Source organism: Aquirufa sp. (genome assembly GCF_044342065.1).
Taxonomy (GTDB): Bacteria; Bacteroidota; Bacteroidia; order Cytophagales; family Spirosomataceae; genus Aquirufa.
In genome coordinates this window covers 1-26,119 of record NZ_JBIIQN010000030.1, presented here as the reverse complement: position 1 = coordinate 26,119, position 26,119 = coordinate 1, and the positions used below count along the sequence as shown (strand labels likewise).

The 26,119-nt window shown below is 42.9% G+C and carries 22 protein-coding genes; 5 read left to right on the top strand and 17 right to left on the bottom strand.

Features of this window, described 5'->3' with window-relative positions:
* Positions 1-194 precede the first annotated feature (194 nt).
* The 7 genes from ACIQZ2_RS09895 to ACIQZ2_RS09865 all read right to left on the bottom strand — a co-directional run bounded on the left by ACIQZ2_RS09895 (position 195) and on the right by ACIQZ2_RS09865 (position 10,465).
* Positions 195-1,358: a glycoside hydrolase family 88 protein gene (locus ACIQZ2_RS09895; protein WP_395768696.1), complete on the bottom strand. Its 1,164-nt coding sequence runs from the start codon at positions 1,356-1,358 to the stop codon at positions 195-197.
* Between the two features lie 151 nt (positions 1,359-1,509).
* Positions 1,510-2,274 (bottom strand): SDR family oxidoreductase, encoded by a 765-nt coding sequence (locus ACIQZ2_RS09890; RefSeq protein WP_395768695.1) that lies wholly within the window; start codon positions 2,272-2,274, stop codon positions 1,510-1,512.
* A gap of 48 nt (positions 2,275-2,322) precedes the next feature.
* Positions 2,323-3,453 carry a hypothetical protein gene (locus tag ACIQZ2_RS09885; protein WP_395768694.1) on the bottom strand — a complete coding sequence of 377 codons (1,131 nt, stop codon included), beginning with the start codon at positions 3,451-3,453 and terminating at the stop codon, positions 2,323-2,325.
* A complete protein-coding gene (locus tag ACIQZ2_RS09880; protein WP_395768693.1) occupies positions 3,450-5,774 on the bottom strand; it encodes a TonB-dependent receptor domain-containing protein in 2,325 nt (774 codons plus the stop codon). The genes ACIQZ2_RS09885 and ACIQZ2_RS09880 overlap by 4 nt, the downstream gene beginning before the upstream one ends.
* Positions 5,775-5,836: 62 nt before the next feature.
* Positions 5,837-6,214: a hypothetical protein gene (locus ACIQZ2_RS09875; protein ID WP_395768692.1), complete on the bottom strand. Its 378-nt coding sequence runs from the start codon at positions 6,212-6,214 to the stop codon at positions 5,837-5,839.
* Between the two features lie 22 nt (positions 6,215-6,236).
* On the bottom strand, positions 6,237-7,535 hold the full coding sequence (locus ACIQZ2_RS09870; RefSeq protein WP_395768691.1) for a glycoside hydrolase family 105 protein: 1,299 nt from the start codon (positions 7,533-7,535) through the stop codon (positions 6,237-6,239).
* A gap of 56 nt (positions 7,536-7,591) precedes the next feature.
* Positions 7,592-10,465 (bottom strand): PQQ-dependent sugar dehydrogenase, encoded by a 2,874-nt coding sequence (locus ACIQZ2_RS09865; RefSeq protein WP_395768690.1) that lies wholly within the window; start codon positions 10,463-10,465, stop codon positions 7,592-7,594.
* Between the two features lie 132 nt (positions 10,466-10,597).
* Between ACIQZ2_RS09865 and ACIQZ2_RS09860 the strand changes: the two genes are divergently transcribed.
* Positions 10,598-11,017 carry a YybH family protein gene (locus tag ACIQZ2_RS09860; RefSeq protein WP_395768689.1) on the top strand — a complete coding sequence of 140 codons (420 nt, stop codon included), beginning with the start codon at positions 10,598-10,600 and terminating at the stop codon, positions 11,015-11,017.
* Here ACIQZ2_RS09860 and ACIQZ2_RS09855 read toward each other — a convergent pair.
* From ACIQZ2_RS09855 to ACIQZ2_RS09830, 6 genes are all read right to left on the bottom strand, one after another.
* Positions 11,014-11,613 (bottom strand): protein-tyrosine-phosphatase, encoded by a 600-nt coding sequence (locus ACIQZ2_RS09855; RefSeq protein WP_395768688.1) that lies wholly within the window; start codon positions 11,611-11,613, stop codon positions 11,014-11,016. The two genes, ACIQZ2_RS09860 and ACIQZ2_RS09855, sit on opposite strands and share 4 nt — an antisense overlap.
* A gap of 176 nt (positions 11,614-11,789) precedes the next feature.
* On the bottom strand, positions 11,790-12,296 hold the full coding sequence (locus tag ACIQZ2_RS09850) for an ArsI/CadI family heavy metal resistance metalloenzyme (RefSeq protein WP_395768687.1): 507 nt from the start codon (positions 12,294-12,296) through the stop codon (positions 11,790-11,792).
* A 2-nt stretch (positions 12,297-12,298) separates the two neighbouring features.
* Entirely contained in the window at positions 12,299-12,634 is a 336-nt protein-coding gene (locus ACIQZ2_RS09845; protein ID WP_395768686.1) for an ArsR/SmtB family transcription factor, read from the bottom strand.
* A gap of 155 nt (positions 12,635-12,789) precedes the next feature.
* Positions 12,790-14,223, bottom strand: coding sequence for an amidohydrolase (locus tag ACIQZ2_RS09840; protein WP_395768685.1), 1,434 nt, complete (start codon positions 14,221-14,223; stop codon positions 12,790-12,792).
* Positions 14,224-14,226: 3 nt separating this feature from the next.
* A complete protein-coding gene (locus ACIQZ2_RS09835; protein WP_395768684.1) occupies positions 14,227-15,051 on the bottom strand; it encodes a diacylglycerol/lipid kinase family protein in 825 nt (274 codons plus the stop codon).
* The gene (locus tag ACIQZ2_RS09830; protein ID WP_395768683.1) at positions 15,044-15,472 is read right to left on the bottom strand and encodes a CBS domain-containing protein; all 429 of its coding nucleotides are present in this window, start codon (positions 15,470-15,472) and stop codon (positions 15,044-15,046) included. Before ACIQZ2_RS09830 ends, ACIQZ2_RS09835 begins: the two co-directional genes overlap by 8 nt.
* A 92-nt stretch (positions 15,473-15,564) precedes the next feature.
* Here ACIQZ2_RS09830 and ACIQZ2_RS09825 point away from each other — a divergent pair, with 92 nt between their 5' ends.
* From ACIQZ2_RS09825 to ACIQZ2_RS09810, 4 genes are all read left to right on the top strand, one after another.
* Positions 15,565-16,281: an SDR family oxidoreductase gene (locus ACIQZ2_RS09825; protein WP_395768682.1), complete on the top strand. Its 717-nt coding sequence runs from the start codon at positions 15,565-15,567 to the stop codon at positions 16,279-16,281.
* A 72-nt stretch (positions 16,282-16,353) separates the two neighbouring features.
* Positions 16,354-17,661, top strand: coding sequence for an MFS transporter (locus ACIQZ2_RS09820; protein WP_395768681.1), 1,308 nt, complete (start codon positions 16,354-16,356; stop codon positions 17,659-17,661).
* Positions 17,661-18,608: a carbohydrate kinase gene (locus tag ACIQZ2_RS09815; RefSeq protein WP_395768680.1), complete on the top strand. Its 948-nt coding sequence runs from the start codon at positions 17,661-17,663 to the stop codon at positions 18,606-18,608. Before ACIQZ2_RS09820 ends, ACIQZ2_RS09815 begins: the two co-directional genes overlap by 1 nt.
* 5 nt (positions 18,609-18,613) lie before the next feature.
* Complete coding sequence (locus tag ACIQZ2_RS09810) at positions 18,614-20,542, top strand: alpha-amylase family glycosyl hydrolase (protein ID WP_395768679.1); 1,929 nt, start codon at positions 18,614-18,616, stop codon at positions 20,540-20,542.
* Between the two features lie 165 nt (positions 20,543-20,707).
* On the opposite strand, the gene ACIQZ2_RS09805 is transcribed toward ACIQZ2_RS09810, so the two are convergent.
* The 4 genes from ACIQZ2_RS09805 to ACIQZ2_RS09790 form a co-directional block, all read right to left on the bottom strand.
* Positions 20,708-21,586 (bottom strand): sugar phosphate isomerase/epimerase family protein, encoded by an 879-nt coding sequence (locus ACIQZ2_RS09805; protein WP_395768678.1) that lies wholly within the window; start codon positions 21,584-21,586, stop codon positions 20,708-20,710.
* Between the two features lie 487 nt (positions 21,587-22,073).
* Positions 22,074-23,228, bottom strand: coding sequence for an acyltransferase family protein (locus ACIQZ2_RS09800; RefSeq protein WP_395768677.1), 1,155 nt, complete (start codon positions 23,226-23,228; stop codon positions 22,074-22,076).
* Between the two features lie 40 nt (positions 23,229-23,268).
* A complete protein-coding gene (locus ACIQZ2_RS09795; RefSeq protein ID WP_395768676.1) occupies positions 23,269-24,666 on the bottom strand; it encodes an alpha-L-fucosidase in 1,398 nt (465 codons plus the stop codon).
* 49 nt (positions 24,667-24,715) lie between these two features.
* Positions 24,716-26,119 (bottom strand): (Fe-S)-binding protein (locus ACIQZ2_RS09790; RefSeq protein ID WP_395768675.1); only part of this gene is annotated, 1,404 nt, incomplete at its 5' end.

Genomic DNA, 26,119 nt, shown 5'->3' with positions numbered 1-26,119 from the left:
GGCGCGAGGCCGTCTTTGTAATAAACTGAAATGAGGGCAGATTGGATTTTTTTAACTGACATGGGGCTTAATAAAAATGAAGCCACAAATGTACGCATTATGCGCTGCTTTGGCAAGCCATTTCCTTCCTGTTTCTAAGGATTTTACTTAGCTTTGGCAAACCTACAAGGTTTGCCAAAGCTCAACGGGGAAAACTATTTTTTAGTATAATTCTCGTAACGCAACAATCCCTCTAAATAGTAGTAATCCGCGTAAATTAGGGGCACATCGATCTCCGAATTCAAGGATTTAGCGCCTACACAATGTTTTATCAAGAAGTTGTTATTCTCACCTAATGCTGCGCGATAGGCAGGACTTGATAATGACTCCAGCATCTTTACCGCATCCGCATAGTAACGCTTGCCTTTTTGACCTGAATACGTACTCAATTCAAGCAAAGCTGAAGCGGCAATCGCACCTGCTGAAGCATCGCGCTCCTCGTTCGGAATATTGGGTGCATAAAAGTCCCAATATGGAATTTTGTCAGCAGGTAAATTCGGATGATTCAAGTAGTAATCCGAAATCTTTTGCGCGAAGTCCAAGTACTTTTTATCTTTCGTATTCCGGTACATTTCCACATACCCGTACATCGCCCAGGCGTGACCCCGGGTCCAGCATGATTCATCTTGATATCCTTGGTGTTGTTTTTTGGCCAAAACCTTGCCATCGACATCATACAAAATCACATGGTAACTTGAATTATCTGGACGAAAATGGTGCTTCATGGTATTGTCGGCATGTGTCAACGCAATCTGACGAAAACGTGGATCTCCGGTCTCGTTAGAAGCCCAAAACAATAGATCCAAATTCATCATGTTATCGATGATCACAGGATACTTGTAGCCTCCTTTGAAGCCATTCCACGACTTAATCAATCCGATATTGGGGTCAAAACGCGTTGCCAAAGACTTCGCAGATTGAATCAACACCTGCTTGTATTCTGAATCTTTTGTCAAACGCAACCCGTTTCCAAACGAATCAAACATCATGAAACCTAAATCATGTGTACCTGTATTGTATTGTTCTTTCTTCACAGCAGCTGTCCACAAGCGCGCTGCTTTCTCCCATTGCGGATCTTTTGAACGCTCGTACAATTGCCACAAACCACCCGGGAAAAATCCAGAGCACCACCATTTGGACGGCATATTTCGGTAGGTACCATCGTGATTTGCTGAATGCACGGTCACGGATGTGTCTGGTTGTGCTGCCAACATTAATTTGTATTGCTGCTCAGCTAATTTGAATTGTTTGTTCACATCGATTTTTTGTGCAAAAACCGAGAGAGGTAACAGGAGGGCTAGTAGGAATAGTTTTTTCATAGGTTTAAGTTAGACGTCGGACGTTAGACGCTAGACGTTAGTAAAATTAATTTATAAAAATTTAAATCTTAACGCTTAATTAGACGCGAAGTATCGCGTCTCTACATTTCCACAGTCTACAGTCTAACGTCCAAAGTCTAACGTCCAGTGTCTATCTACCCATCCAACCCCCATCGACCGTCAAAATGGTCCCGTGCACATAGTTGGCTGCTTCGGAGGCTAAGAAAACGACAGGACCTTTGAAGTCGGCAGGATCACCCCAGCGACCCGCTGGAATGCGCCCTATAATCGAAGCACTTCGCTCCTTATCTTCCCGTAACGCTGTGGTATTGTCGGTGGATATATAACCAGGCGCGATGGCATTTACATTAATGCCTTTGCTCGCCCATTCATTGGCCAAAGCCATCGTTAAACGAGCAACCCCGCCTTTACTAGCCGCATAGCCTGGCACATTGATTCCACCCTGAAAACTCAATAGTGAGGCTGTGAAAATAATTTTTCCGGCGCCATGAGTAATCATGGTCCGACCGATTTCCCGACTTAATATAAACTGAGACGAAAGATTAACTTCCATCACTTCATCCCAAAATTCGTCGGAATGTTCTGCGGCCGGATCGCGTAAAATAGTTCCTGCATTATTGACTAAAATATCAATGCGAGGGTAATCATGTAACACAGCTTTGATGAATTCATACAGGGATTCGCGGTCGGAAAAATCAGCTTGATACGCCTTAAACTTTCGGCCCAATGAAGTAACCGCTTTTTCAATTTCGGAACCCTGTAATTCCAAAGAAGCAGAAACACCGATGATATCCGCACCCGCCTCCGCTAACCCAATAGCCATCGCCATCCCAATTCCTTTTTTACATCCTGTTACAAGGGCGACCTTTCCGCTTAAATCAAATGTTTGCTGCATAGTATTCATATTTGACTAAAGCCAATCTAAGAAAAATTTTACTCATGTTTATCTGGTAACAACCTGAATGACTTGTTGTGTATCTTTCACAGTCTCATAGGCAATCACCCAAGATTTCCCATTCCAAGTAATTACTGGATAGGCACAATCATAAGCCGAATCGGAAACAACTGATTTCTTCAAATTCCCTTTGACATCTTTAACGATTAACCCAATCTGTTTATAATAACGCTCACCCTCCTGCTTAATTTCAGCATACACTAAGGCCGTCTCCCCTTTCGGGTTTGAGGCCAACTGTGGCATGCGCATTTTGTCGCCTTTCAAATGAAGAATCAGTTGACGCGAACTTTGATACGCCCATTTTACACCTGAAGACCCTTCGGCACCTGTATACCAAGCAGCCTCTAAGCCTTTCGAGCCTCGGGCTAAGGATGGCCCCGCATGTGGGCACGCATTTACTTTCCAATGATCCTCATATAATGGCACCGATTCCGTATACGTCTTACCAAAATCCGAGGAGTGCACATAACCCATATCACGCTCCCCCTTGTCATTCAAATCCCGGTAAATCACATCCACATTCCCTTTCATGTCAGCTAAGGCATCGATCCGACAACATTCACAGGTCTGTTTATCCAGTATTTTCATATCGCCAAACCCATTACCAGGTGAAGTAGAGGCGGTAACAAGCGTCCGACCTTTAGGACCAATTTTCACATCTAACCAATAAGCTCCAACCTCGCCATTGGGTAACGAAATAATCTTTCCAAACGAATGACTCAAACCTGCCGCGGTGTCTTTGTGGATGTATTGAGGTTTTTGCCAAACACCATTCACCTCCATCGCATACAACAAATCGCCATTAAAACGAGACGCCGCTGTAGGTCGGTTCATTTCATATAAAAGGATACAGGTGCCGTCTGCTTTGTAAGCCAACTTAGGCATTCCCTCCGCATGCGTAGAGGCTTTTTTGTCAATTGGGACCTGCTCGGCAGGCCCCTGATTAACGCGACGAAAAAACAAAACACCATCGGCTGATCTCTCCACCCATGACAATACGATATCGCCATTGGGTTTGACAGAAAAGGATGGATCCAAGGCCTGATTAGCCAGATTAGATACCGTCTGCGCGAACAAGGTAGGCGCAACGAAAACAAGTAAAAAGATTAGTTTTTTCATTTTTTGAATAGTTGGAATACATCGATTTGAAGCCCTAAAACAAATGTACGAGGTGGCGCAGGCGTATACGTCGCTCTGTCGGTTGCATTATTTCCGCGGGTAGCCGCTGATGCATATAATGCGTCTCCCAGATTTAGGACATTGGCAAAGATTTGATAGGCTTTATAGGTATACCCCGTCCGTAAATTTAAAACGGATGCCCCCTCATAGCGTCTTGTGTTCACTTGATTCTCAAACCAAGGACCAATCCTTTGCCATTCCAATGCGATGCGAGCTCCTTTGTATTTATACGTCACTTCTGAATTTGCAATGAAATTAGGTGCCTGGGGCATCTCTTTTCCGTTCACATTTTTAAGTGCATCCGCCGCACGCGTACTTAACACAAAATCCACAAACGTATGTTTGGCATTTGTCCCGCCAAAACGGAAGTTCCAAGCGTAATTTGGTCGGTACGTGATTTGGTACTCTATCCCCTCATGAAGTGTTTTTCCCGCCGACTGAAAATCGGTGGTGTTATCCGGCTGGCGGATGCCCAATAACTCATTCTTTCCTTCCAAACGGTAAAAAGTATAATCGAAATACAGTTTATTCGAAAACAAGGATGCCCAACCACCCACTTCATAATTAGCGAAAACAGCTGGATCAATACTTAAATAAAATTTCTCGCCTGTTGCCGCAACTTGTGAAGCGGGTCTAGGGCGAAAAACTGCTGATAAAGCAGGCGGCGCAAATCCATTGGAAAAATTACTATAGAAACCGACGTTCGAACTAGCCTCATAGGTGACACCCAATTTCGGTGAAAACTGAGCATAGTTTTTTGTCCCTGTTGACTTGTCGATGAAATTGGTGTAATCAAACGACATTTGATCAAAGCGCCCACCGATGGACAAACGTAGTTTATTCACAGGGTGTAAATCAAATTGCGCATAGGCGGCTTTGTTCCAAATAAGTGCCGAATAATTGCTCAAAAAGCTCGTAGGCAACACTTCCCTGATCGTAAATTTTTCAACTGAACGTTTATCTGGTCTCAAGGTGGCATTTAAATTTATTCGATAAGCCCAATAGTCGTTTGGCGAACGATCCAATAAAAAACCTGCTACAAGTTTAGAATTCAAGAATTCAAACGACTGATTATGTTGGCCCATCACCCCAAAACTCTGGAAACTATTTTCATTAATTTGCCCTGAAGCAGAGAGCGATGGCGGGGCCCATGAAATCAAATAAGAGGGGTTTTGACCTAAAGCATTATCCCGATAAAATGCCGTTAGACTTGAATTGGATTTTTCGGACCATTGATGTTCCAGTGTCAAACGGGAACGAGATGAGAAGGACGCGCGGTAAGTAAAATCCGCCGGGCTTTGGTATGTTCGCGAATAAAAGCCGGTACTATCAATGTTTCCCCCTGTTTGAGAGAAATAGTCGTTATAGGCAAAAGAACCCCACAACTTTGTTTTTGGCGTGAATTGATAATCCAAACGGACATTGACCGAAGTCTTATCGAAATCAGAATTCGAAGCCCAAGCTCCACGCTGGCGGGCCACATACCCACCCGTCATGATTGACCACTTCTTACCCAATTGAGCGCCAGCCGTAAATTGAACACGGCCATAGCCCCACTGGTCAAGCTGATATCCAACTTGAGCGGTAGGAATTCCGGGAGCTGTTTTGGTGATCAAATTAATCGCGCCACCCACTGCCTCTGGGCCATAAAGTGAGGACGCTGGCCCCTTGATAATCTCGATGGAATTTAAGCCGAGAATGTTGGATTCAATCAAAGCATTGTGATTAAAAACACCTAAAGGGCGTAATGGCAAGCCATCTTCCAAGTATAAAAAATAAGCACTTGTGCCAAAAGGGAAGCGTATTCCCATCCCATGTTGTTCGTTGTTATAATTCAACATGACTACCCCAGGAACCTTATTGATCAATTCAGTTAATTGGATTGCTCGCGTATCTTGAATCAAGGCTGATCCAATTTTGTGAATGGCTACCGGTGTCTCCGCCCGCGTAGCTGCTTGTCGGGAAGCCGTTACCACAACTGCTTCCAAGTTTTGTGTAGATTCTTCTAACAAAATTGGAGTCTGAAAATTTGTTACCTTTTTAGCCAAGAAACCAAGGCTTGATACTTCGTAGTCACCTGAAGTAGCTGCAATCTTAAATTCACCCCGCTCGTTCGAGATGGCAATAACTTTTGAATTTTGTTTTAACGATGCGCCTACAATCGGCTCGTTAGTAATTGAGTTCAATACCATCACGGTATACTGTTGGGAATTAGCCACAAAAGAAAGCAGCATTCCCATGAACAATAAGATATTTTTCATGAAAACTTAATTAAAATGAATAATGCCCACATTGAAAAATGCAGGTAAATAAATCAAATTTATTAAGCTCGAGGTGGGTGGAAAAAGCCTTTAGGGTCGTTAGAAAGAACGAATGTAGGCGTAGCAAAATGATCTTCTGCTACTGGAATTTGAACAAATAAAGAACTAAAAATTGGTTGAATCGACTGGAACGCTAAAACAACTTCAGGCATTTTTTCCAAACGCTCTGAATTAGACTTTTGCTCCTTTTCTTCTGCGGCCTTTAGCTGCTTTGCCAGGTAACATTGACCTTTACAATCCAACATGGGTTTGTCACGGTTCTCGCAAAGATTTTTGGCGATGTAATCTTGATTCACGCGGTAGTAGGCCACAGCACCCCATTGATTCATCAAGGGAAGCTGCATGGCAAGAAACAACAAGAGAGCTACGGCGCTTTTCACGCCACAAAGGTATTGAAAATTTCTACTTCAAATGCACCGCCGAATCGTTGATTTGATAATTTTTAGACTTGACCAATTCCATGATGGCTGAACCTGCCAACAACACCGGACCGTAGCCATGCGCCGCAAACGGGGAGATTGGTCGGTGATAGTAAAAGGCCGGATCCCAGGCTAAACCAGTTCCCACACAGGTCCCCTCAACTTGACCTTTTTCATTGACGCGGGTAGCTACCGCATTCCAACCTAATAAAGCGGCTGGGCCATAGGTTTTCGGATCTAACCAACCCATATTGATGCCTTTCGCCATCACATAGGTATAAATCGCCGTGGCAGAAGTTTCTAAATACGAATCATTTTTATCAATCAATTGATGCCAAAAACCGGTGCCATCCTGATAGGACATGAGGCCTTTCAAATGATTCTTCAATTGCTTGACAAGTTCAGGTCTTGCCGGGTGATTCGCCGGTAGATACTCAAGCATTTCGAAATTGGTCAATAGTGCCCAACCATTCGCACGCGCCCAGTGAAACTCCGGATGCTCCTCCGCATCCACTAAATACCCATGCATGTAGATATTCAAATTCGGATTAAACATCCGTTTGCGGTAGGAATTAAACTGAAATACCGCTTCGTCATATTCCCCTAATTGCAAAAGCGCAGGAATGGACATGTATACATCATCTAGCCACATCGTATGGTGAAGCGGACGTATACGAACGAGTGTTCGGTCCGGCAAACGGTGTTCTTCTTTCAAGATAAAATCAGATGCCCGTTTAGTGACGAAAGACATGTCGGTCGAAAACCCTGCCTTTTTGGCTTTGACAACGGCCATGCCCATCGCCCCGATGTCATCCAGTGCCCGTGGATGAATAAGTCCATGTAACACATGTTTGGAATCGTTTTTCTGTGCTGCTGGAATAGCCGACGCAATGAGGTTCAGCCGACTGAAAACGTAGTCTTTGTATTTCGAACTGCCGGTAATTCGGCTGAGCTCCAACATCCCCGAATAGGTAACACCCCATTCGTAGGAGATTGGTCGAAAATCGCCTTTGGAAAAAACGGTTTGATCTTCGAAGGCTTGGCCGGGTGACCATATCGCTCCTGTAGTTTTATGGACAAATTGCTTTGGAGTGGCTGCATCTAAATAGGTATACACGCGATCTAATACCGTTTGGACTTCTTGCACAGAAGCCGCTCCATAGGGCGTCGGATAATCAGGCTGCAAAGCATGCAAAGGAGCCGTAGCATCCGATGCTGTAGTTATGTTTTTTTGAGCCAAAAGGCTAGAAGAAACCAAAAGAAAAACAAATGTATAACGCATAAAAAAGGGCTTACTTATCTTAAAGACAAGTAAGCCCTCCAACTACTTTATGCAAACTATTTTTTCATTTCAATTCCTTGGATCTGCACGACGATTTGTTGGTCTGCAGCCTTCGGATTTACCGCGACAAAATACACATCATGCTCACCCGTTGTCGGCTGAATGGCAACCTTTTGGGTCGGTGTGGACATTTGTCTACGCGGTGCCTGTTGAGCCGGAGCTGCCGGTGCTCCTCCTGCTGCCGGGGCTGCCGGGGCTGCTGGAGCTGCAGGTGCTGCAGGTGCTGGTGCCGCATTCGCTACCGGTGTTCCTAGTGGAGCCCCTTTTCCAGGCGTTGCCGCTGCTGGCGGTGGACCACCAAATCCTCCTCCTTGCGCAACCTCAATCGCATTTGTTTTTCCAATCACCGGACCGGTTGGAGAATCCAGGCGAATCTCAATTACACCACCAGCTGCGTTTACACGTGCTTGCGCAGAAGCCGCAATATCGATGGTTGAAATACCCGTTAGGTCTAAACCTTTGTAACCTAAATGTGGATTTTGACCCACCATGTTGGTTGACCTACCTGGTGTAATCAATTGCAGAATACCTTTCGTTACATCAGCTTTCTCTACATCCAATTGTGGCGCACGTAAGAATACCCACTTCTCGGATTGAACCGGTGCAATTTTATTATTTCCTTTATCCACATACGTTGCACGTACGACAAATACCCCTTTCGTTGATTTTTGTCCTTCAGGTTTAGCTAAGGCCAACTCCCCTTTCAAGGCAATTTTATTCGAAGCTTTTGGCTCGCTTAAGCTCATGATATAAGACACCATTTGTTTGGCATCTGCTTTGGAAATGGCTGGGTGTGCCGACATCGCATGCTCGCCCCAAACGCCCATTCCACCGGCAATCACTTTATCGGCTAATTGGTCAATTACATTTTGGCCTTTGTATTTCGCCGCCACCTCATTGTAGCTTGGTCCTACCGAACGCAAGTTCAACTGGTGACATGATTTACAATCACTCTTGTTGATCAAACGTAAACCTGCTGATGCAAATAAATCAGAATCAGCCTTGCGGTGACTTTGAGACATTTCAATGGGATCATATCCGAAAGGAATGTAATCCAAGGTAGCTGCAACTGATTCCGGTGCGATACCTTTTTCCAATTCGCCATCTTCCTTATCAGTCACCTCCACCTTGTACTTCGGTGCTGAATCAGCGAAGTAGAATGATTTGTTGGCTCCTTCGAAATCGATATCCACAACCGGAGCCTCATTGCCCACTAAGATTTCCAATGCAGCTGAATTACTTGCCCCTTTCGCATCTGTAGCTTTCAAGGTAACTGCATATTTTCCTGGAGTAGCTAAGGCCAATTTAGGCGAAGCACCTGATAAGCTCTTCACTACTTTACCTGCCTTTTTCACTGTCCAGGTGTAGGTCAACTTATCGCCATCCGCGTCTTTGGTTCCTTCCGAAGAAAGCACAGTAGCAAATGGAGCCGCACCTGCTTTGCTGGCAGCTGAAGCCATAACTTCTGGTTTACGGTTACCTCCTTGGTATTCTATCTTCACCAAACGCGCATTTTCATTTCCTCTAAACCAAGCAGAACCATATTCCAATACATATAAATCACCTTCAGGACTGAAATCCATATCGATGGCAGAACCGAAAGTTGTGTTTGGCATAAAGCGCTCCATGGATTTATAATTGCCATTTTCATCCATTGTTACGGCCATGATCCAGCCACGCATGAACTCAACGATCAACCATTTTCCTTCATAATACGCAGGAAATGCACGCTTAGCATTTGGGAAATCAGATTTGTGATATACCGGACCACCAGTCGCTGAACGTCCTGATGAGCCCATTAATGGGAATTCTTCCGATAATCCGTATGGATACCAAAGCATCGCCTTCGTTGCCGGTGGCAATTCACGTAAACCGGTATTATTAGGTGAATCGTTTACAGGAGCAGCCGGATTGAATTTTGGTCCAATTGCTAATGTTTCAAAGTTTACATCTGCATAGGCTTGGTTATTTCCAATGAAATAAGGCCAACCGAAATATCCAGGTCCTTTGGCTTGATTAAATTCATCGTATCCACGTGGACCCTTTTCCGAGTCAACGGATGCATCTGGGCCTACTTCACCCCAATATAAATATCCTGTTTTTGAATCTAAACTTGGTCTCCATGGATTACGGTGTCCCATCGTGTAGATTTCAGGACGCGTTTTAGGCGTGCCTGGGGCAAATAAATTTCCTTTAGGAATGGTATAAGAACCATCTTTCTCTGGATGAATACGTAAGATTTTTCCACGTAAATCATTCGTGTTCGAAGCGCCACGTTGGTCATCCCAATACGCTTGACCCGGACGTTCGTCGATGGGCGCATAGCCATCTGAGTTACTATTACTTGTGTTATTACCTACCGTCAAGAAAAGATTTCCGGCTTTATCGAAAACCATACCCCCACCAGTGTGGCAGCATTCCTCACGCTGAGTAGGCACTTCAAGAATAATTTTTTGTTTGTCTATCAACAACTCCTCTTCTTTCAATTCCATACGTGCCAACACGTGTTTCGGATCTTTTGGATGTGCATAATAGATATACAACCAGTGATTTTCTTTGAAATTAGGGTCAACAATGACACCCATCACACCTTCTTCTGCCTCACGAACTTGTCCGGCGCGGTTGGTGTATTTCGTATTGGTTACGATTTTACCAATTGATTTGGTGATTCCTGTCGCGGGATCGTATTGTTTAACCTCCCCTTTACGCTCAACGAAGACAATGCGTCCGTCCGGTAAAAAGGTAAATTCCATCGGTTCGTCGAGTTTGTCAACGAGTACCGACTTAACAAAACGATTTTCATCGGGGGCTTGCGCGAATGCTGCGAGCGAGGTACATGCTAGCGAAATGGCTAGTAAAAATTGCTTCATGGTAAGTCTAGATTTATTATTTTACAAAAATGATACAATAATCGGTAACTAAAAACTGGCTTGTGAGAATTGATACGAAAAACCGACATGTGTCGACAAAATTATTTTACTTTGGAAAAAAAATATCGACCTATGAAAATCATTGCTTTCGTCCTTTTGGCGTTCCCCATTTTTGCACAAACAAATAAAGATGTTTCGGATATCAAGTCTGTCCTGAGTATGCAGGAGAAACTATGGAATGAGGGTAAAATCGAGGAGTTTATGGAATATTATGCCAAAAGCGAGGACTTGAAGTTCATCGGGAAGGCTGGTGTAACCAAAGGCTGGGCGGCCACGCTCAAGCGCTATCAGACAAGTTATCCGAATCGCGAGACAATGGGAACCTTGTCATTTGACATACAGGAAGTGGACGTAACGGCTGGCCAAACGGCTTGGGTGCTCGGTCGGTGGAATTTAAAAAGACCTAGCCTAGGCGACATAGGTGGCTATTTCACTTTGTTAATTAAGAAAATTGACGGACGCTGGCTAGTCGTTCGTGATCATACTAGCTAGACGCGGGAGAAAACATAAAACATTTCACTTGCGATTTGGCGCGAACGCTCATCATACATTGCTGCTTCTTGATCCGTATCATCGAAGGCTTTCGGATCTTCATAACGGACCGGAATTCGAACTTCTGCACCGGGAATAAACGGGCAATTCTCGTCGGCATGCGAACACGTCATCACCGTCGCAAAGTTGCGGTGCGGGTTAATGACATCATCATATAATTTCGAAAATACGTTGATGGGACGCGAATCTTCCGTGTGCAGCACGAAATAAATGGGGTTTGAATGCCCATGTTTAGAAACGATGAAACCCATGCGTTCTAAGGAGGCAACCGTCCGTTCGTTGCAAGCTGTCACCTCAACACCACCTGAATAACATTGAGCGGCTAATTGGAAATAATCTGCGGCTGTTTGGGCCCAAATCTGGGAAAATTGCGAACGGCGTGAATTGTGTGTGCAGATAAAATTCAACAAAATCGGTTGTTCTTTTTCACGTTTGGATTTGATGTATTCGATCAAAGGCTGAAGAACGGCTCTGCGCTCCTCGGAGATTTCCAAGGCTAAAATCGATTCAAGGTTTTCGTTTAGGGTATTATTCATGCGAAAAGAAGGGACTGGTTGGGTGGTTTGGTTTTCTTACGGGTGGTTTGGTATATATATGATTCGTTTGATTGATTTAGTTTGTTTGGTCAAAAGGGACTGCTGGCTTGAGCTTTGGCACACCTGACAGGTGTGCCAAAGCTAAGGTATTTATGAATAAAAAAACTGATAATATTTTAACAACATCCGGAACCGGGTGCGCAGGTATTAGCTGCTTGTGTTTCAACCATTTTTAGTTCAATTTTTTCAGCGACAGGCGGCATGCAGCAGGCGGATGCATCTTGTGCTTCATAATGCGGATCGTTGAATTCTGCGTCTTCGTGGAAATAGTAAACCTCCCACTGAACTCCGTCAGGGTCCGTTGCCCAAAACTTATCTTGTACCGCATAGCAACAAGAGGTACCAATTTCCTCTTTGGAAACGAGACCTTGCGCTCGTGCATGAACTAAGCGATTGGACATTTCCTCAAAGGTTTCCACCTGAAAACCTAGATGACCAAAATTAGACTGAACACGCTCTGGATTTTCAATAAAGGAGATGATCAACGACGGACTATCGAGAACGTATTTGGCATAACCCGGTTTTACCTTGGTAGCCGGTTGGCCAAAAAACGTCGAATAAAAATTCACTGAAGCCGCCAAATTGCTGACATAAAGTGAAACGTGCATACGCGGAAAGCTCATAATTAACAGCAGTTAGATTGTTGAGAAACGAAATAATGTTCAAAAAACGATCCGAATAGTTGGCTAAATTCCGCCCACTTTTCCGGATTAATGCAATAACAAACAGACACCCCTTCAATGGTGCCTTGAATAAAACCAATCTCTTTTAACTCACGCAGGTGCTGTGAAATGGTCGCTTGGGCAAGGCCAAGCTCTGAAATTAAATCGCCGTTAATGCAGGTTTTCGATTTCACCAAATACTGCAGAATGGCCACACGCGCTGGATGACCTAATACTTTTGCCATGTTGGCAATCGCATTTTGCTCCTCCGTAAATAAATCTGTTTTGGTTATTCCCATGGTTCAATTATTACATTGCAATATTACGATGATTATTTTGAAAAAAAAAGTTCTGCTGCCTACCTTTGGCAATCCTTTAAGGTTTGCCAAAGGTAAAAGGGGCAGCAAAAAGCTACGGTTTAAAAATCAAATACCGCTCGAAAAAACTGATAAAATTAATCGCGGTAATTTAAGGCAGGCTTGCGGTCGCCCAATAACGATTTGTATTGGAAGTCAGCACCTCCGCGTTTGGTCAACCACTCCGCACGAGCTTCCTCAATCAATAAAGGCTTTTTAAATAAATCCATTGCGGTAGTTGCAAGGGTTTTGGCAGCGACCATCATGCCTTTTCGGCCTATCGACATACCGCCGGCAGCGACAGCTTGCCAACTATGCGCCGAGGTACCCGGCACCCATGTCGCGGTACCCAAACCGACCGTTGGCACCACCCAGCTCACATCACCCACGTCTGTTGACCCACCACCACTCGGATCCGGACGATCCATAAATACTTGATTCGTCGTCGCCAAATCCACCGCCTGCATACCCACTGTTTGTTGCAATTGCTTCGCAAAAGCAAGCTCAGAGGCATTCAAGGTATATCCACCCACAGCCTTTAGGTTTGCCCCCATCACACTCGCTAAGCGCTGATTGGGTAAAACTTCATATACACCACCGATCAACTCCGCCTCGTACCGCGTGCCTGTTCCTAGCGCGGCACCCTCGGCAATTTTCTCCAACCGACTCCACACATCCGCAACCACTTCGCGTTGTGGCGAACGCACATAATAATACACTTCTGCAAAATCAGGAACGATGTTTGGCGCTTTACCGCCATTCGTAATCACATAATGAATGCGTGTCGATGACGGCACATGCTCTCGCATCATGTTCGCCATGTGGTCCATTGCCTCCACACCATCTAAGGCTGAACGACCACGCTCCGGAGACGCCGCCGCATGAGATGACAAACCATAAAAACGGAATTTGCCAGCTTTATTGGCTAATGAAGATGATGCCGAAACTGTATTCTCATCGTTCGGATGCCAATGTAACATCACATCCGCCTGACTAAATAACCCAGCGCGGACCATATATACTTTTCCAGAACCCCCCTCTTCCGCCGGGCAACCGTACAACTTGATGGTTCCTTTTTGACCTGTTTCCTTCATCCATTCCTTCACAGCAATAGCCGCTGCAACCGAACCTGTTCCAAATAAATGGTGACCACAGGCATGTCCTGAATTACCCCCCAAACTACGTTTAGTAGGTATGGAATCCTGTGATAAACCTGGCAAGGCATCGTATTCTGCCATAATTCCGATCACCGGTTTTCCCTGACCAAAAGTTGCAACAAAGGCCGTTGGAATATCCGCCACACCGGCTTCTACCTGAAAACCTGCCTGACGCAAGGTCTCTTGGAGTAGCAAAGAACTTTGTTTTTCCTTATACCCCACCTCCGCAAAATTCCAGATTTTCTGAGCAATTTGTCCGTATTGATCGGAACGATTTTGAATGGATTGAATGACTTTTTTCTTGTCAGCTTCTTGACCAAATGCAGAAAGCGAAAGGATAACCAAGGCCATTACAGCCTTTAATCGATTATACATAATTTAAAGTTTAGTAGGTACGATAAACTTAAATTTAGCAGGAAGAATTTTAAAATCAAATGTATCCGATTCCAACACTTCCCCATCCACTTGAGCACGTAAAACCCGATCGCAACGAATTTGCTCGGAACTTATCTTTGAAAAATGCACAAATGGTAAATTTAAATGTCCCCCCGATTGAATGATTGGCATGTAAAACAAACGCTTGTAAACAGGTAAAGGGTCACAGATGAGCATATCCAATTGGCCATCTTGCAAATCCGCCATGGGAAAGAAGTGAAATCCTCCTCCTGCCCGTGCACTATTAAATATCATGCATAAAAAGACCTCTCTGCCACCTTGAATATGATAAGTCTTAAATCGAATCAAGGCAGGTATAGCCGCTAAATAATAGCCAAGAGCGCCACCAAGCCAACGAATGGCATCTATGGCCGACAAAACTTCCCCTTCTATTCCGATTCCAACCCCATTCAAAAAAAGCATTTCATTCACTTGGCCTGCATCAAAAGACTCCACATGTGAATCTATAATAGTATTCAAATGCATTTCACGGGTAAGATTCCCATAGAGTTTCCAATAAAAATCATTTCCAGTTCCGCCTTTAAATAACGCAATAGGCTTATCACAATTCGGATACTTATTTACAAAATAATTAAAGGTCCCGTCGCCTCCCATCACCCAAACTTCATCAAAATCATTTAACCTCTTTGGCCATTCCTGGTCAAAAATAATTAAAGAAAAATCGAGACAAGATTTAACCCAATCTACATAAGACTGTAATTGAATTCGTTTGAAAGGATTAATTAAAAAGGCAACCTTTTTACGCATGTATGTAATTTTTCAGGTGTTCAATCGTTTCCAAATGATCTTGAATCGTTGCCTTAATCAAATCATTACTGGAGATAATTCCAATCATTTCTCCATTATCAACTACTGGTAGGTAGCGAATATTCCTTTCCGACATCAAGATCATACAGACCTCTATCGAACTTCCCAACTCCACTCCTGGCAGGTCTGTTGACATGATTTCAGCCACAGAAGTATCCGATGAATTTTTATCTAACAATATTACTTTTCGCGCATAATCACGCTCCGTCAAAATACCGCGGTATTGTCCATGGTCCATGACCACAACCGAACCCACGTTACAATCTTGCATCAACTGCAAAGCCTCGATAATCTTTGCATCCGAAGAGATGGATATAATCATCGCCCCCTTCTTTGTTAAAATGTCTTTGACTTTTTTCATGGTATATTGAAATTAGAATTGTATAAAATAATACAAAAATAATTCAATAAACAAGCCCGAATCAATCCATATTAATTTAGTAAGTTTGGGACATGAATAACAACTACCCAACCGCCATCATCACCGGCGCCTCACGCGGCATCGGTCGGGCATTAGCCCTTTTATTAGCCAAACATGATTTCCAGCTCAGCCTGATTGCCCGAAATGTAGGGGAGTTAAAAGATTTGGCTGCAGAAATCACGGAGATAGGTCATCGTCCACTTTATTTTGCTGGCGATGTTTCGGATGCTTCATTTGTTAAAAATGCGGTCGAAAAAACGGCTCATACTTACGGAAAAATTGACTACCTAATCAATAATGCGGGGGTTGGTGCTTTTGGGCCAACTGATTCGTATACAGAAGAAAAATGGGATCAAGTTTTTGACACGAATGTTAAAGGAACCTTTTTATTTTCCCAAAATGTCTTACTCCACATGCGTGAGGCGAAAAAAGGACATATCATTTCCATCGCATCGGATGTCGCCAAACGCGTATTTGATGGAGGATCCTTATACTGCGCCTCTAAATATGCCCAACACGCATTTACTGAGGCGCTTCGCAAAGAAGTACGCAAGGATGGCATCAAGGTGTCATGTGTATACTCTGGATTAGTCGATTCCCATTTTCACGCAGAACCACAAGGAGATACAAGCCATCAAACTTGGTTAAGCTCCGAAAATATGGCCGACAGTATCTATTATGTGATGAATCAGCCCGCGCATGTGGTGATTGACGAATTGATGATTCACCCATTATCGCAAGAATATTAGGCCAACAGACTAGTACTGTTTGCGCATGAACATTGGATTAATTAAGTTTAATCTGAAAATAAACCTATTAACATGTCGATTAAAAAACCTTCGCTCAGCTTTAGTCAAATTGTCAACATGAACGTTGGATTTTTTGGTATTCAATATAGCTTCGGGCTCCAACAAAGTGCGGTTAATCCCATATATGATTTCTTAGGGGCGAGTCCAGATGAAATACCCTTATTGAATTTAGCAGGGCCTGTTACCGGATTATTGGTCCAACCCTTTATTGGAGCGCTATCCGACAGTACTTGGCATCCACGCTGGGGCCGTAGAAAACCTTATTTCTTTATTGGGGCACTTTTATGCAGTATCTGTTTACTCTTGTACCCATTCAGTTCCTCATTGTGGATGGCCGCAAGTTTATTGTGGATTCTAGATGCAGGAAATAATACCGCGATGGAACCCTATCGCGCTTTTGTGGCGGATAAATTAAATGAGGATCAGCAGCCCACAGGCTTTCAAATGCAAAGTTTTTTCACGGGTTTTGGCCAAACCTTAGCCAATTTATCGCTCTTCATTTTCCCCTTAATCTTTATCGGCAAAACCGGGTCATTACCTACTTGGGTATATGCCTCCTTCTTTTTAGGCGCTATTTGTTCCATTGGATCGATTTGGTGGAGCATGCGAACAACGTCGGAAATTGAACCAACAGCCGAAGAACTCGCACAGATTCGTGCTAAAAAGGTCAGCTTGAAAGAGTCCGTAGTTGAAATATTTCATGCCATAGGAGTCATGCCAAAAGTAATGTGGCAATTAGCCCTCGTGTATTTATTTCAATGGTATGCCCTCTTTTGTTATTGGCAAAATTCTTCCAAAAGTATTGCCTTATCGGTTTGGAATGCGACACCGAAAGATAACCCTGAGCTGTATGAAAAAGCGGTATCCTGGACAGGTTTAGTCAACGGATGGTACAATATTGTGACGTTTTTATCCGCTTTAGCCTTAGCGAATTTCGCCAAAAAGTATGGAGCCAAATCCGTTCACATGCTCTGTTTGCTACTCGCTGCAATCGGATTTCTTGCCTTTCCACACATCGAAAACAAGAACCTGTTATTCTTCGCGATCTCAGGCTTTGGTGTTGGTTGGGCCAGTATGATGGGTATCCCCTATTTATTAGTCGTAAGTGACATTCCAAAAGAACGTTATGGCGTCTATATGGGCATCATCAACATGATGATTGTGATTCCGATGATCTTACAAAACGTGACTTTTGGGTACATATTAAAGAACTTTTTAGATAACGATCCAAGAAATGCCATTACCTTTGCGGGCGTGTTATTGGCCATTGCTGCCGTAGCGACAGCTTTTATTAAACCATCCCCAAATAAAACTGCCTAATGAGTGTATTGTGTATTGGCGAAGCCTTAATCGATATGATTTGTACCGATAAGGGCTCAAGCTTATCAGACGGACAAAATTTCTTAAAAAAACCGGGAGGTGCCCCGACGAATGTCGCCGCGGCAATCGGTGCCTTAGGTGGCTCCGTGGCGCTTTCTGCCAAAGTAGGAAATGATCATTTTGGCAAACAATTAAAACAAGTCATGGCGGAATTTCACGTGGACACAACACATGTTCATTTGGATTCCAAGCACTTTACCACCTTTGCTTTTGTGTCCTTAATGCTGGACGGCGAACGAGATTTCGTGTTTAACCGAGGTGCAGATGCGGAATTAACCGTGGACGAAGTCAATCAAATCGACCTAAGTCAAACGAACATTATTCATTTCGGATCGGCCACCGCATTTCTAGATGGACCCTTAAATGCAGCCTATTATCACTTACTGGAAGCTGCGAAAAACAAAGGCAAAACCATCAGCTTTGACCCGAATTACCGGCATTTATTGTTTGGCGACAAACAAGAAAGCTTCATCAAACAATCCTGGAGTTTCCTGAAGCAAGCGCATTTTACCAAACTAAGTGATGAGGAAGCGATGTTGATTACAGGCAAAAATTCCCTGGAAGAAGCGGCAGACAACTTGCTACATAATATACCGGGTGTATTTACGATTACCCTAGGCAAAGACGGCACGCTGTTGGGATTAGGCGGAAAAACCTACATCATTCCGAGCATTCCGATTAAGCCAACCGATACCACCGGTGCAGGTGATGCGTTCGTGGGTGCCGTGCTCTATCAGTTGGACCGCGATTCATTGAAACCTGAATCGCTCGCATGGGAGGATTGGAATGGTCTCATCCAGAATGCCAACAAAGCCGGTGCGCGTACCTGCGAGTATATGGGCGCGATGGAGGCATTTAAACATTTGAATAACAGTATTTTTAATTAATATCCGTGTACAACCCAGCCCTTCAAAAAAAGCTCCATGAGCTAATCAAAACGCATAAAATCAAAGATTCCGCATTTCAGGAACGCTTTACGGCGAACTTGGATGATATATATACTCATTTTCATGCCATTTACGGGTCACACCCCTCAGCGGCAGGATTATTCGAAAGCCTGTTAAATTCCGTTTGTCAAGCACATCTCGATCGGTCGGATGCGTTAAAAAAGCGAGACACCGACAAAGAAAAAAAAGGCACGTGGTTCTTGAGTCAGGACCTAGTGGGCATGAGTTTATATGTGGACCGCTTTGCTGGTCAAATCAATAAGCTCCCGTCTAAACTTCCTTACCTCGAAAAACTAGGCGTTAATTTTTTGCATTTGATGCCTTTGTTCAAAAGCCCGGAAGGGGAAAGTGATGGAGGTTATGCAGTGGAAGATTTCCGCGTGGTGGAGGAGCGCTTAGGAACGATTGATGATTTACGTGCTTTTCAGGCTGAATTACAAGCAAAAGACATGTATTTGATGATTGACATTGTACTCAATCATACTTCGCATCACCACGAATGGGCGAAATTAGCGAAGAAAGGAATCAAAGAATACCAGGATTATTTTTACATGTACGATGATCGCCGCATCCCGGATTTGATGGATGAGACGATGCCTGAAATTTTCCCGGAGAGTTCCCCAGGAAGTTTTACCTATGATGAAAAATCCGATAAATGGGTGATGACTGTGTTTCATCAGTATCAATGGGATTTGAATTACACGAACCCTCGAGTGTTTGTAGAGATGCTGGGCAATGTATTTTTCTATGCCAATCTAGGGGTGGATGTCGTTCGAATCGATGCACCGGCATTCATTTGGAAGCAAGTGGGAACGACGTGCCAGAACCTTCCAGAGGCGCACCAACTATTACAACTAATCAAAATGTGTGTGGAAGTGGCCACACCGGGGATGGCGATTTTAGGTGAAGCCATTGTCGCTCCAGCGCAGATTATGGAGTATTTCGGTACAGGCAGATACGCAACGCATGAATGTGATTTCGCTTATAATGCGACGCAAATGGCCGTGCAATGGGATGCTTTGGCAACGGGAGATGTACGCATTATGCAACATGCACAGCACGAATTGCAACGTAAACCATTGGGCACCACATGGTTAACCTACACCCGCTGCCACGATGATATTGGTCTAGGCTATGATGACTACATGATTGAGCATGCAGGCTTTACCCCCTATGATCACCGGATGTACATCAAAAATTACTACAGCGGTACCTTCCCAGGTACTCCGGCGCGAGGTGCTTTATTTGCTATTAATCCGAAAACGCAGGATGCGCGATTGTCTGGATCTTTGGCCTCTTTATGTGGTTTAGAATCAGCGATTGAGGCCAAAGACGCCGCACTCATTCAAACGTCAATCGATAAGATAATTTTGATGCAAGCCATGTGCATGTTGGTAGGCGGTGTACCCATGTTGTTCTACGGCGATGAAGCGGGCTACACCAATGACTACAGCTACCTTGAAGATCCGGGAAAAAGTTACGATAATCGCTGGATGCATCGGCCGGTCATTGACTGGAAAAGGGCGGAACTTGTGGACAAAAAAGGAATGACTGAAAATAAAGTTTATTCAGCTCTACAAAAATTGATCAAATTAAGACGTAGCACGCCGATTTTAGCTGATTTGAAAAATATTCAATGGCTGGGGAATCAAAATAATTCCATTGCTGGATTTATTCGATTTATGGGTGAATCTAAAATCACCTGCCTCTTTAATTTCAGTTCTACGCCACAGTCGATTTCATGGTTCATCATGGATACCAATGGAAAACGCCCAGAACAAGTTCAGGATTTATGGTCACAGGAAACGTTACCTGTGGGTATGGATCATGAGCATTTGGAATTGGCGCCTTATCAGTTTAGAATATTGAGGTAAAAAGGTAGAGACGCGATACCTCGCGTCTATTCGTCCCATTTTGTAGAGACGCGATACCTCGCGTCTTAAATCAAAAATCTAGACGCGAAGTATCGCGTCTCTACAAATCGTACAAAAAAAACGCGGAACATACATCCCGCGCTTTCAAAGAATTAATCTAATCTATTACAACATAGGTCCTATATTCTTTTTACCAATCGTCAAACTTTCAATCGCGTCTTTGGGCATATCATGCTCAATAAAGAAATGCTTCATACCAGCGATATTTGATGCATCCAATATGCGTTTGAAATTTACGATACCAGATCCCGCGGGTACAATGTTCTTAAATCCTTCATCAAAATCCTTGATATGACATAGAGGGAAACGACCTGGCTGGGCTTTAAACAAAGCTACCGGATCCACACCGGCTTTGGTCGCCCATCCCAAATCCAATTCGAATTTCAACAAATCTGCTGGAATCTCTTTTGAGAATACATCAAAAGCCTTTTGTCCATCAACTAATTCAAATTCACGATCATGGTTGTGGTAACACAAAGTCAAGCCAGCCGCATTGGCAATTTTACCTGCATTGGTTAATATTTTTACCGCTTCCCCAACCTCTTCTTTCGTTTCCACAGGAATATTCGCACATACCAAATATTTCACTGTTGTGCCCTTTAATGAATCCACAATCGCCTGCGCATCATCGCGTAAATTATTCATACGAGGCATCTTCGATGTATCAAATCCCGGACGTGGTTTGAATGGGGCACCCATTACATGATGTGAAACCCAGTTCATGCCCAAAGATTTATTCAAATCAGAAAATTCCATTGCCGACATACCATAAAATCCGCCAATACGACTAAAAGCTGATTCGATATCCTGGTAACCCAAATCCGCAATCTTCTTCATATTCCCTTTCACATCTTGATCCAAGGTCATAAAGAGCGTAAACAACTGCACGCCCATGGGACGAGGAGTAGCTTGAATAATAGAAGGAAAAAGGAATGAACCAGCGAGAAAAGCACTCGATTGCTTGAGAAAATGTCTTCTTTGCATGATGATATAAATAGGTTTAGAGCTTAGATACAAATTAATGTATTTTTTTGATACAATAAAAGTTTACTTCCATTTATCTCCAAAAACCCAGGTAAAATTAACTTCTCCCGGCTGCACATTGGTATTGGTTTGATGCCAAGCGAAATCGCCTCCCGTGCGGTGCGTATTTACATAAAATACCCGGTGACCCCAAGCTAATTTCCGATCACCCGACTAGTTTTTAGCAGGGAATCAGCCAGGTGCTGGTTGAAGCCACAATAAAAAAAGATGTTTCTACACCACGATACTTTCACTTGCTACAAACCCATCAGAAACAAAAAACCTCCCAAGAATTTCTCGGGAGGTTTTAATTGAACAGAATCAAAATTGTATTCATTCAACCCTTATTTGAAAACTAATTAAACGCTTAATTTGACCTGACTAAATATTTTATTTCCACTATATAGAGTAAACAAGACGCCATTTTTACTACAAAAAGTAAAATAATTTATACCTCCCTCGAAGGCACTAGCGTAAATCGATTTTTTAACTTTAAAAAAGGCTTTTCAAAAAAGTTATATGAAAAGGTGGCGAATAAAACGGTAATCATAAATGCCAAAACAAAGCCAACCTCATTTTTCCAATTCAACAATCCCATTTTCTCGCTCACCAAAGCCAGATCATCTTTAAATATCTGATACGTAATCCAGTAAATTGTAATGTGCATGATGTACATTCCGTATGATATGCGGCCTAGGTAGATGAACGGATTTGGAAGGTATTTCGATGCTATTCCCAATAGAGAAAAAAACATCAGCATTACTCCTGCAAGAATCAAAATCCATCCCGATACAGATTGTGAGATGGTTGCCAAATGAGGTGCGTCGGCATTGATTTCACATACAATTGAGGCGATTAACCAACAAACCACGCCTAAAACAAACAACACAATGCGCGTCGTTAGATCCCATTGAGGTTGCTTACCTCCTAGGTAAACTGAACACAAAATGCCGGCGGCGAAAAATTGAAATTGAACAAAACTATTTGTCCATTGACCACTAAATCCTGAGGTAGGATTCAAAGCGTAATAAATGATAGTTAAGTACGAAATAACCAAGACTACAAAAGAGAATATCTTCAAGCCTCGCTTGCCACCATAATAAACGATCAAGGGAAGAATGATGTAGAGTTGTTCCTCAACCGACACGCTCCACAATGGATTTATGCAATAAGACTGCCATTTGTTAAATGTTATATTCCAATTACCAGAAAAAAATGAGAATGCGATTTGCGTACCTGAGGGTATGGGCGTGCTAAAAATAGGTGTCGTCCAAGTTAGAACAACCATAAGGTAGAAAAACGTAAAATAAAGAGGCCAAATACGCAGGATACGTCTAATGTAAAATGACTTAACGTCAACATGCCCAAAGCTATCCTGCTCTCTAATTAATAACTCGGTAATCAAAAATGCACTGAGAAAAAAGAAGAGTGGCACGCCATAATTACCAATAAGACTTAGGTGAAATGCCCAGTAATATTCTTTCCCATCAATAGGCGCTAGGTCCAATCGATGCACAAAAAAGACAAATAGAAAAGCAAAAAACCGAAGAACATCTAGCTCAGGTTTATAATAGCGTTGTACTAGTGTTTTTGAATTTTCCATAGCTATGAATAATTTAAAATCTTAATTTTCGAGGTTTACATTAGTTCATTGACGCACCTGCTATCTTAACCACCCACGCATACTGACATGGGTTTGTGCCCGGAGTTAAAGCTGGCGGAGCGATGGTTAAAACCCCTCCTTTAAAACTTGATTTGATCGTTACATTAGACCCCAATAAACTAACTGAAACAGGCTTTTTAACTCCAGCTACTTGCAATGGTCCTGATGGAAATTCCGTTGTAATCAAATACAAGTCGTTGCCTTTTTGGGTGAAATATTGCTTTGTTGCAGGAGTAACTTTGGGGGCTTTATCCCACTTACGTGTACCATAAATTCCTTCGCCGTTTACCTTCAACCAAGATCCGATATCCGTTAGACGCTGCTGCATGATCACCGGAATCCGACCATCGGCAGTTGGCCCAATGTTTAACAATAAATTTCCGCCACGTGCCACCTTGTTAATCAACATGTGCACCAATTGCTCAGAAGTCGAATAATCTTCCAAATTCTCATTTCGGTTATAGCCAAAAGAGCCTGCAATTCCACGGCATTCTTCCCATGGTTTGCCAAAATCCAACCCATTGGCATCTCCATCGTGAACTAAATCATACTCAGTAGTATAGAATCCACCATGTTTTGTACGGGTTTCTTTGCCCCAACGGTCATTGACTACGACCGAGTTTTTCACAGGCGAATCGTTGTAGAGCCAGGATAAAAATTCGGTACTACGTAATTTATCCGACGTATAATCCCACTCACCATCTGTCCAAACCAAATCCGGATGATAGGTATTCACCAAATCCTTCATCTGTGGAAACATGTGTTGGTCGATGTATTCGTTCAACGTCTCCTTCTTGTACAAGGGATTATACCATTCCAATAAGGAATAATAATAGCCCATTTTGATATTTTTATTCTTAACAGACTTAGTTAGGTCGCCCAACAAATCACGGTGTGGACCTACATCCATGGCGTTCCAATTCCATGATTGTTTGGATGGCCAAAGGGTAAAACCTTCGTGGTGTTTCGAAGTCAGCACGACATACTTCGCTCCGGCATTTTCAAATAGTTGCGCCCACTCATCTGGCTGAAACATTTCGGCCTTGAAGTTTTTTACAAAATCTTGATACTTAGCATCCGCTCCGAATTGTTTCGTATGATAATCAGTGAAAAACTTTTGTACCCGATTAGGTTCTTGCCAACGTTTCCAATACCACTCCGCATAGCGATCATAAACGCCCACTTTATCCCGGCTAGTTGGGCTATATGCCGGAACCGAATACAAACCCCAGTGAATAAATATGCCAAATTTGGCATCTTCGAACCAAGCTGGGACAGGTCTGCTGTCAATAGATTCCCAATTGTTTTGATAGGTTTTTTGGCCAAAACCTACATGAAAAGTTAATAAGTTGACAATGATAAAAAGAACTTTTTTCATGATTGATTAATTTACGATAGGTTATTTTATAATTTGAAATTTCAATGTTTTAATTCTTAAACGCATCAAACAACACCTCCACAGGATGTAATGCCCGTCTAGCAGTCCCATCTTTTATCTGATGCCGACAACTTGTCCCCGATGCAACAATGATTTCCGTTTCAGCTGTTTCCCTGATTTTAGGAAATAAGACGAGCTCGCCTACTTTCATGGAAACTTCATAATGTTCCTTCTCATAACCAAACGACCCCGCCATTCCGCAACATCCTGAATTAATCAATCTCACTTCATATCCTACCGGAAGCGACAATGCCTTTTTAGTAGGTGTCAAAGAAGCAATTGATTTTTGATGGCAATGTCCATGCAGGTAAATGAGTTGATTTGTACGTGTGAATTGGTCTTGCTTGATATTTTTAGAATCCATCTCGCGACAAAACCATTCTTCAAATAGAAGACAATTTACCCCCAATTGCCTAGCTGTTTCTTTTAATTCATCTGGCACTAAATCAATATATTCATCTCGGAAGGAAAGAATGGCTGAAGGTTCAATACCAATTAAAGGTGTTTGATCAGAAATATGATCTTTGTATAAACTAACATTCCGAATGGCAATTTCCTTTGCCTTTCTCATCAACCCTTTAGATAAATAGGAACGCCCGCTAATTGAGCTTTCTAACATTTCAACATAATAGCCCAATCTCTTTAGTAATCGAATCGTCTTTTTACCAATCTCGACATCATTGTAATTCGTGAATTCATCACAGTAAACAACTACTTTTCTTTCAGATTTCTCCTGTTTTAATTCGTGCTTAAACCATTGGTATAAGGTATACTTCGACAAAGTGGGCATACTTCGCTCAGGATGAAAACCAATCACCCGATTCAGATTCCTTCGTAGCAATGGAGTATCTACTAGAAAATTATATCCCCAAGGGGCCAAGGAGGCTAACTTCATTTGATTAGCAAAACCCCCGATCAATTTGGTTCGAACAGGTGTACCGTGGTTATCGTAAAATCCTTGCATGAACTCACCTTTCATTTTAGCAACATCTACGCTAGAAGGACACTCTGATTTACATGCCTTACACGATAAACACAGATCTAAAATCTCTTTAACTTCCTTATCAGATACAGAAGAATCTATTTGTTCGCTGCTGTAAAATTGACGTAAAATGTTTGCTCTTGCTCGCGTGGAATCACGCTCACTTCGAGTCGCCATAAAACTTGGACACATCGTACCACCTGTAATTTCTGTTTTTCTGCAATCCCCTGAACCACTACATTTTTCAGCTAATCGTAAAATCCCACCTTGATTTCTAAAATCATATACTGTTTGAATTTCTCTTGGTTTTTCATCAATGGCATATCGAAGAAATTTATCCATCGGTGGCGTGTCGACAATCTTGCCTCGATTAAAGATTCCGTTCGGATCAAATATGGTTTTAACTTGTTT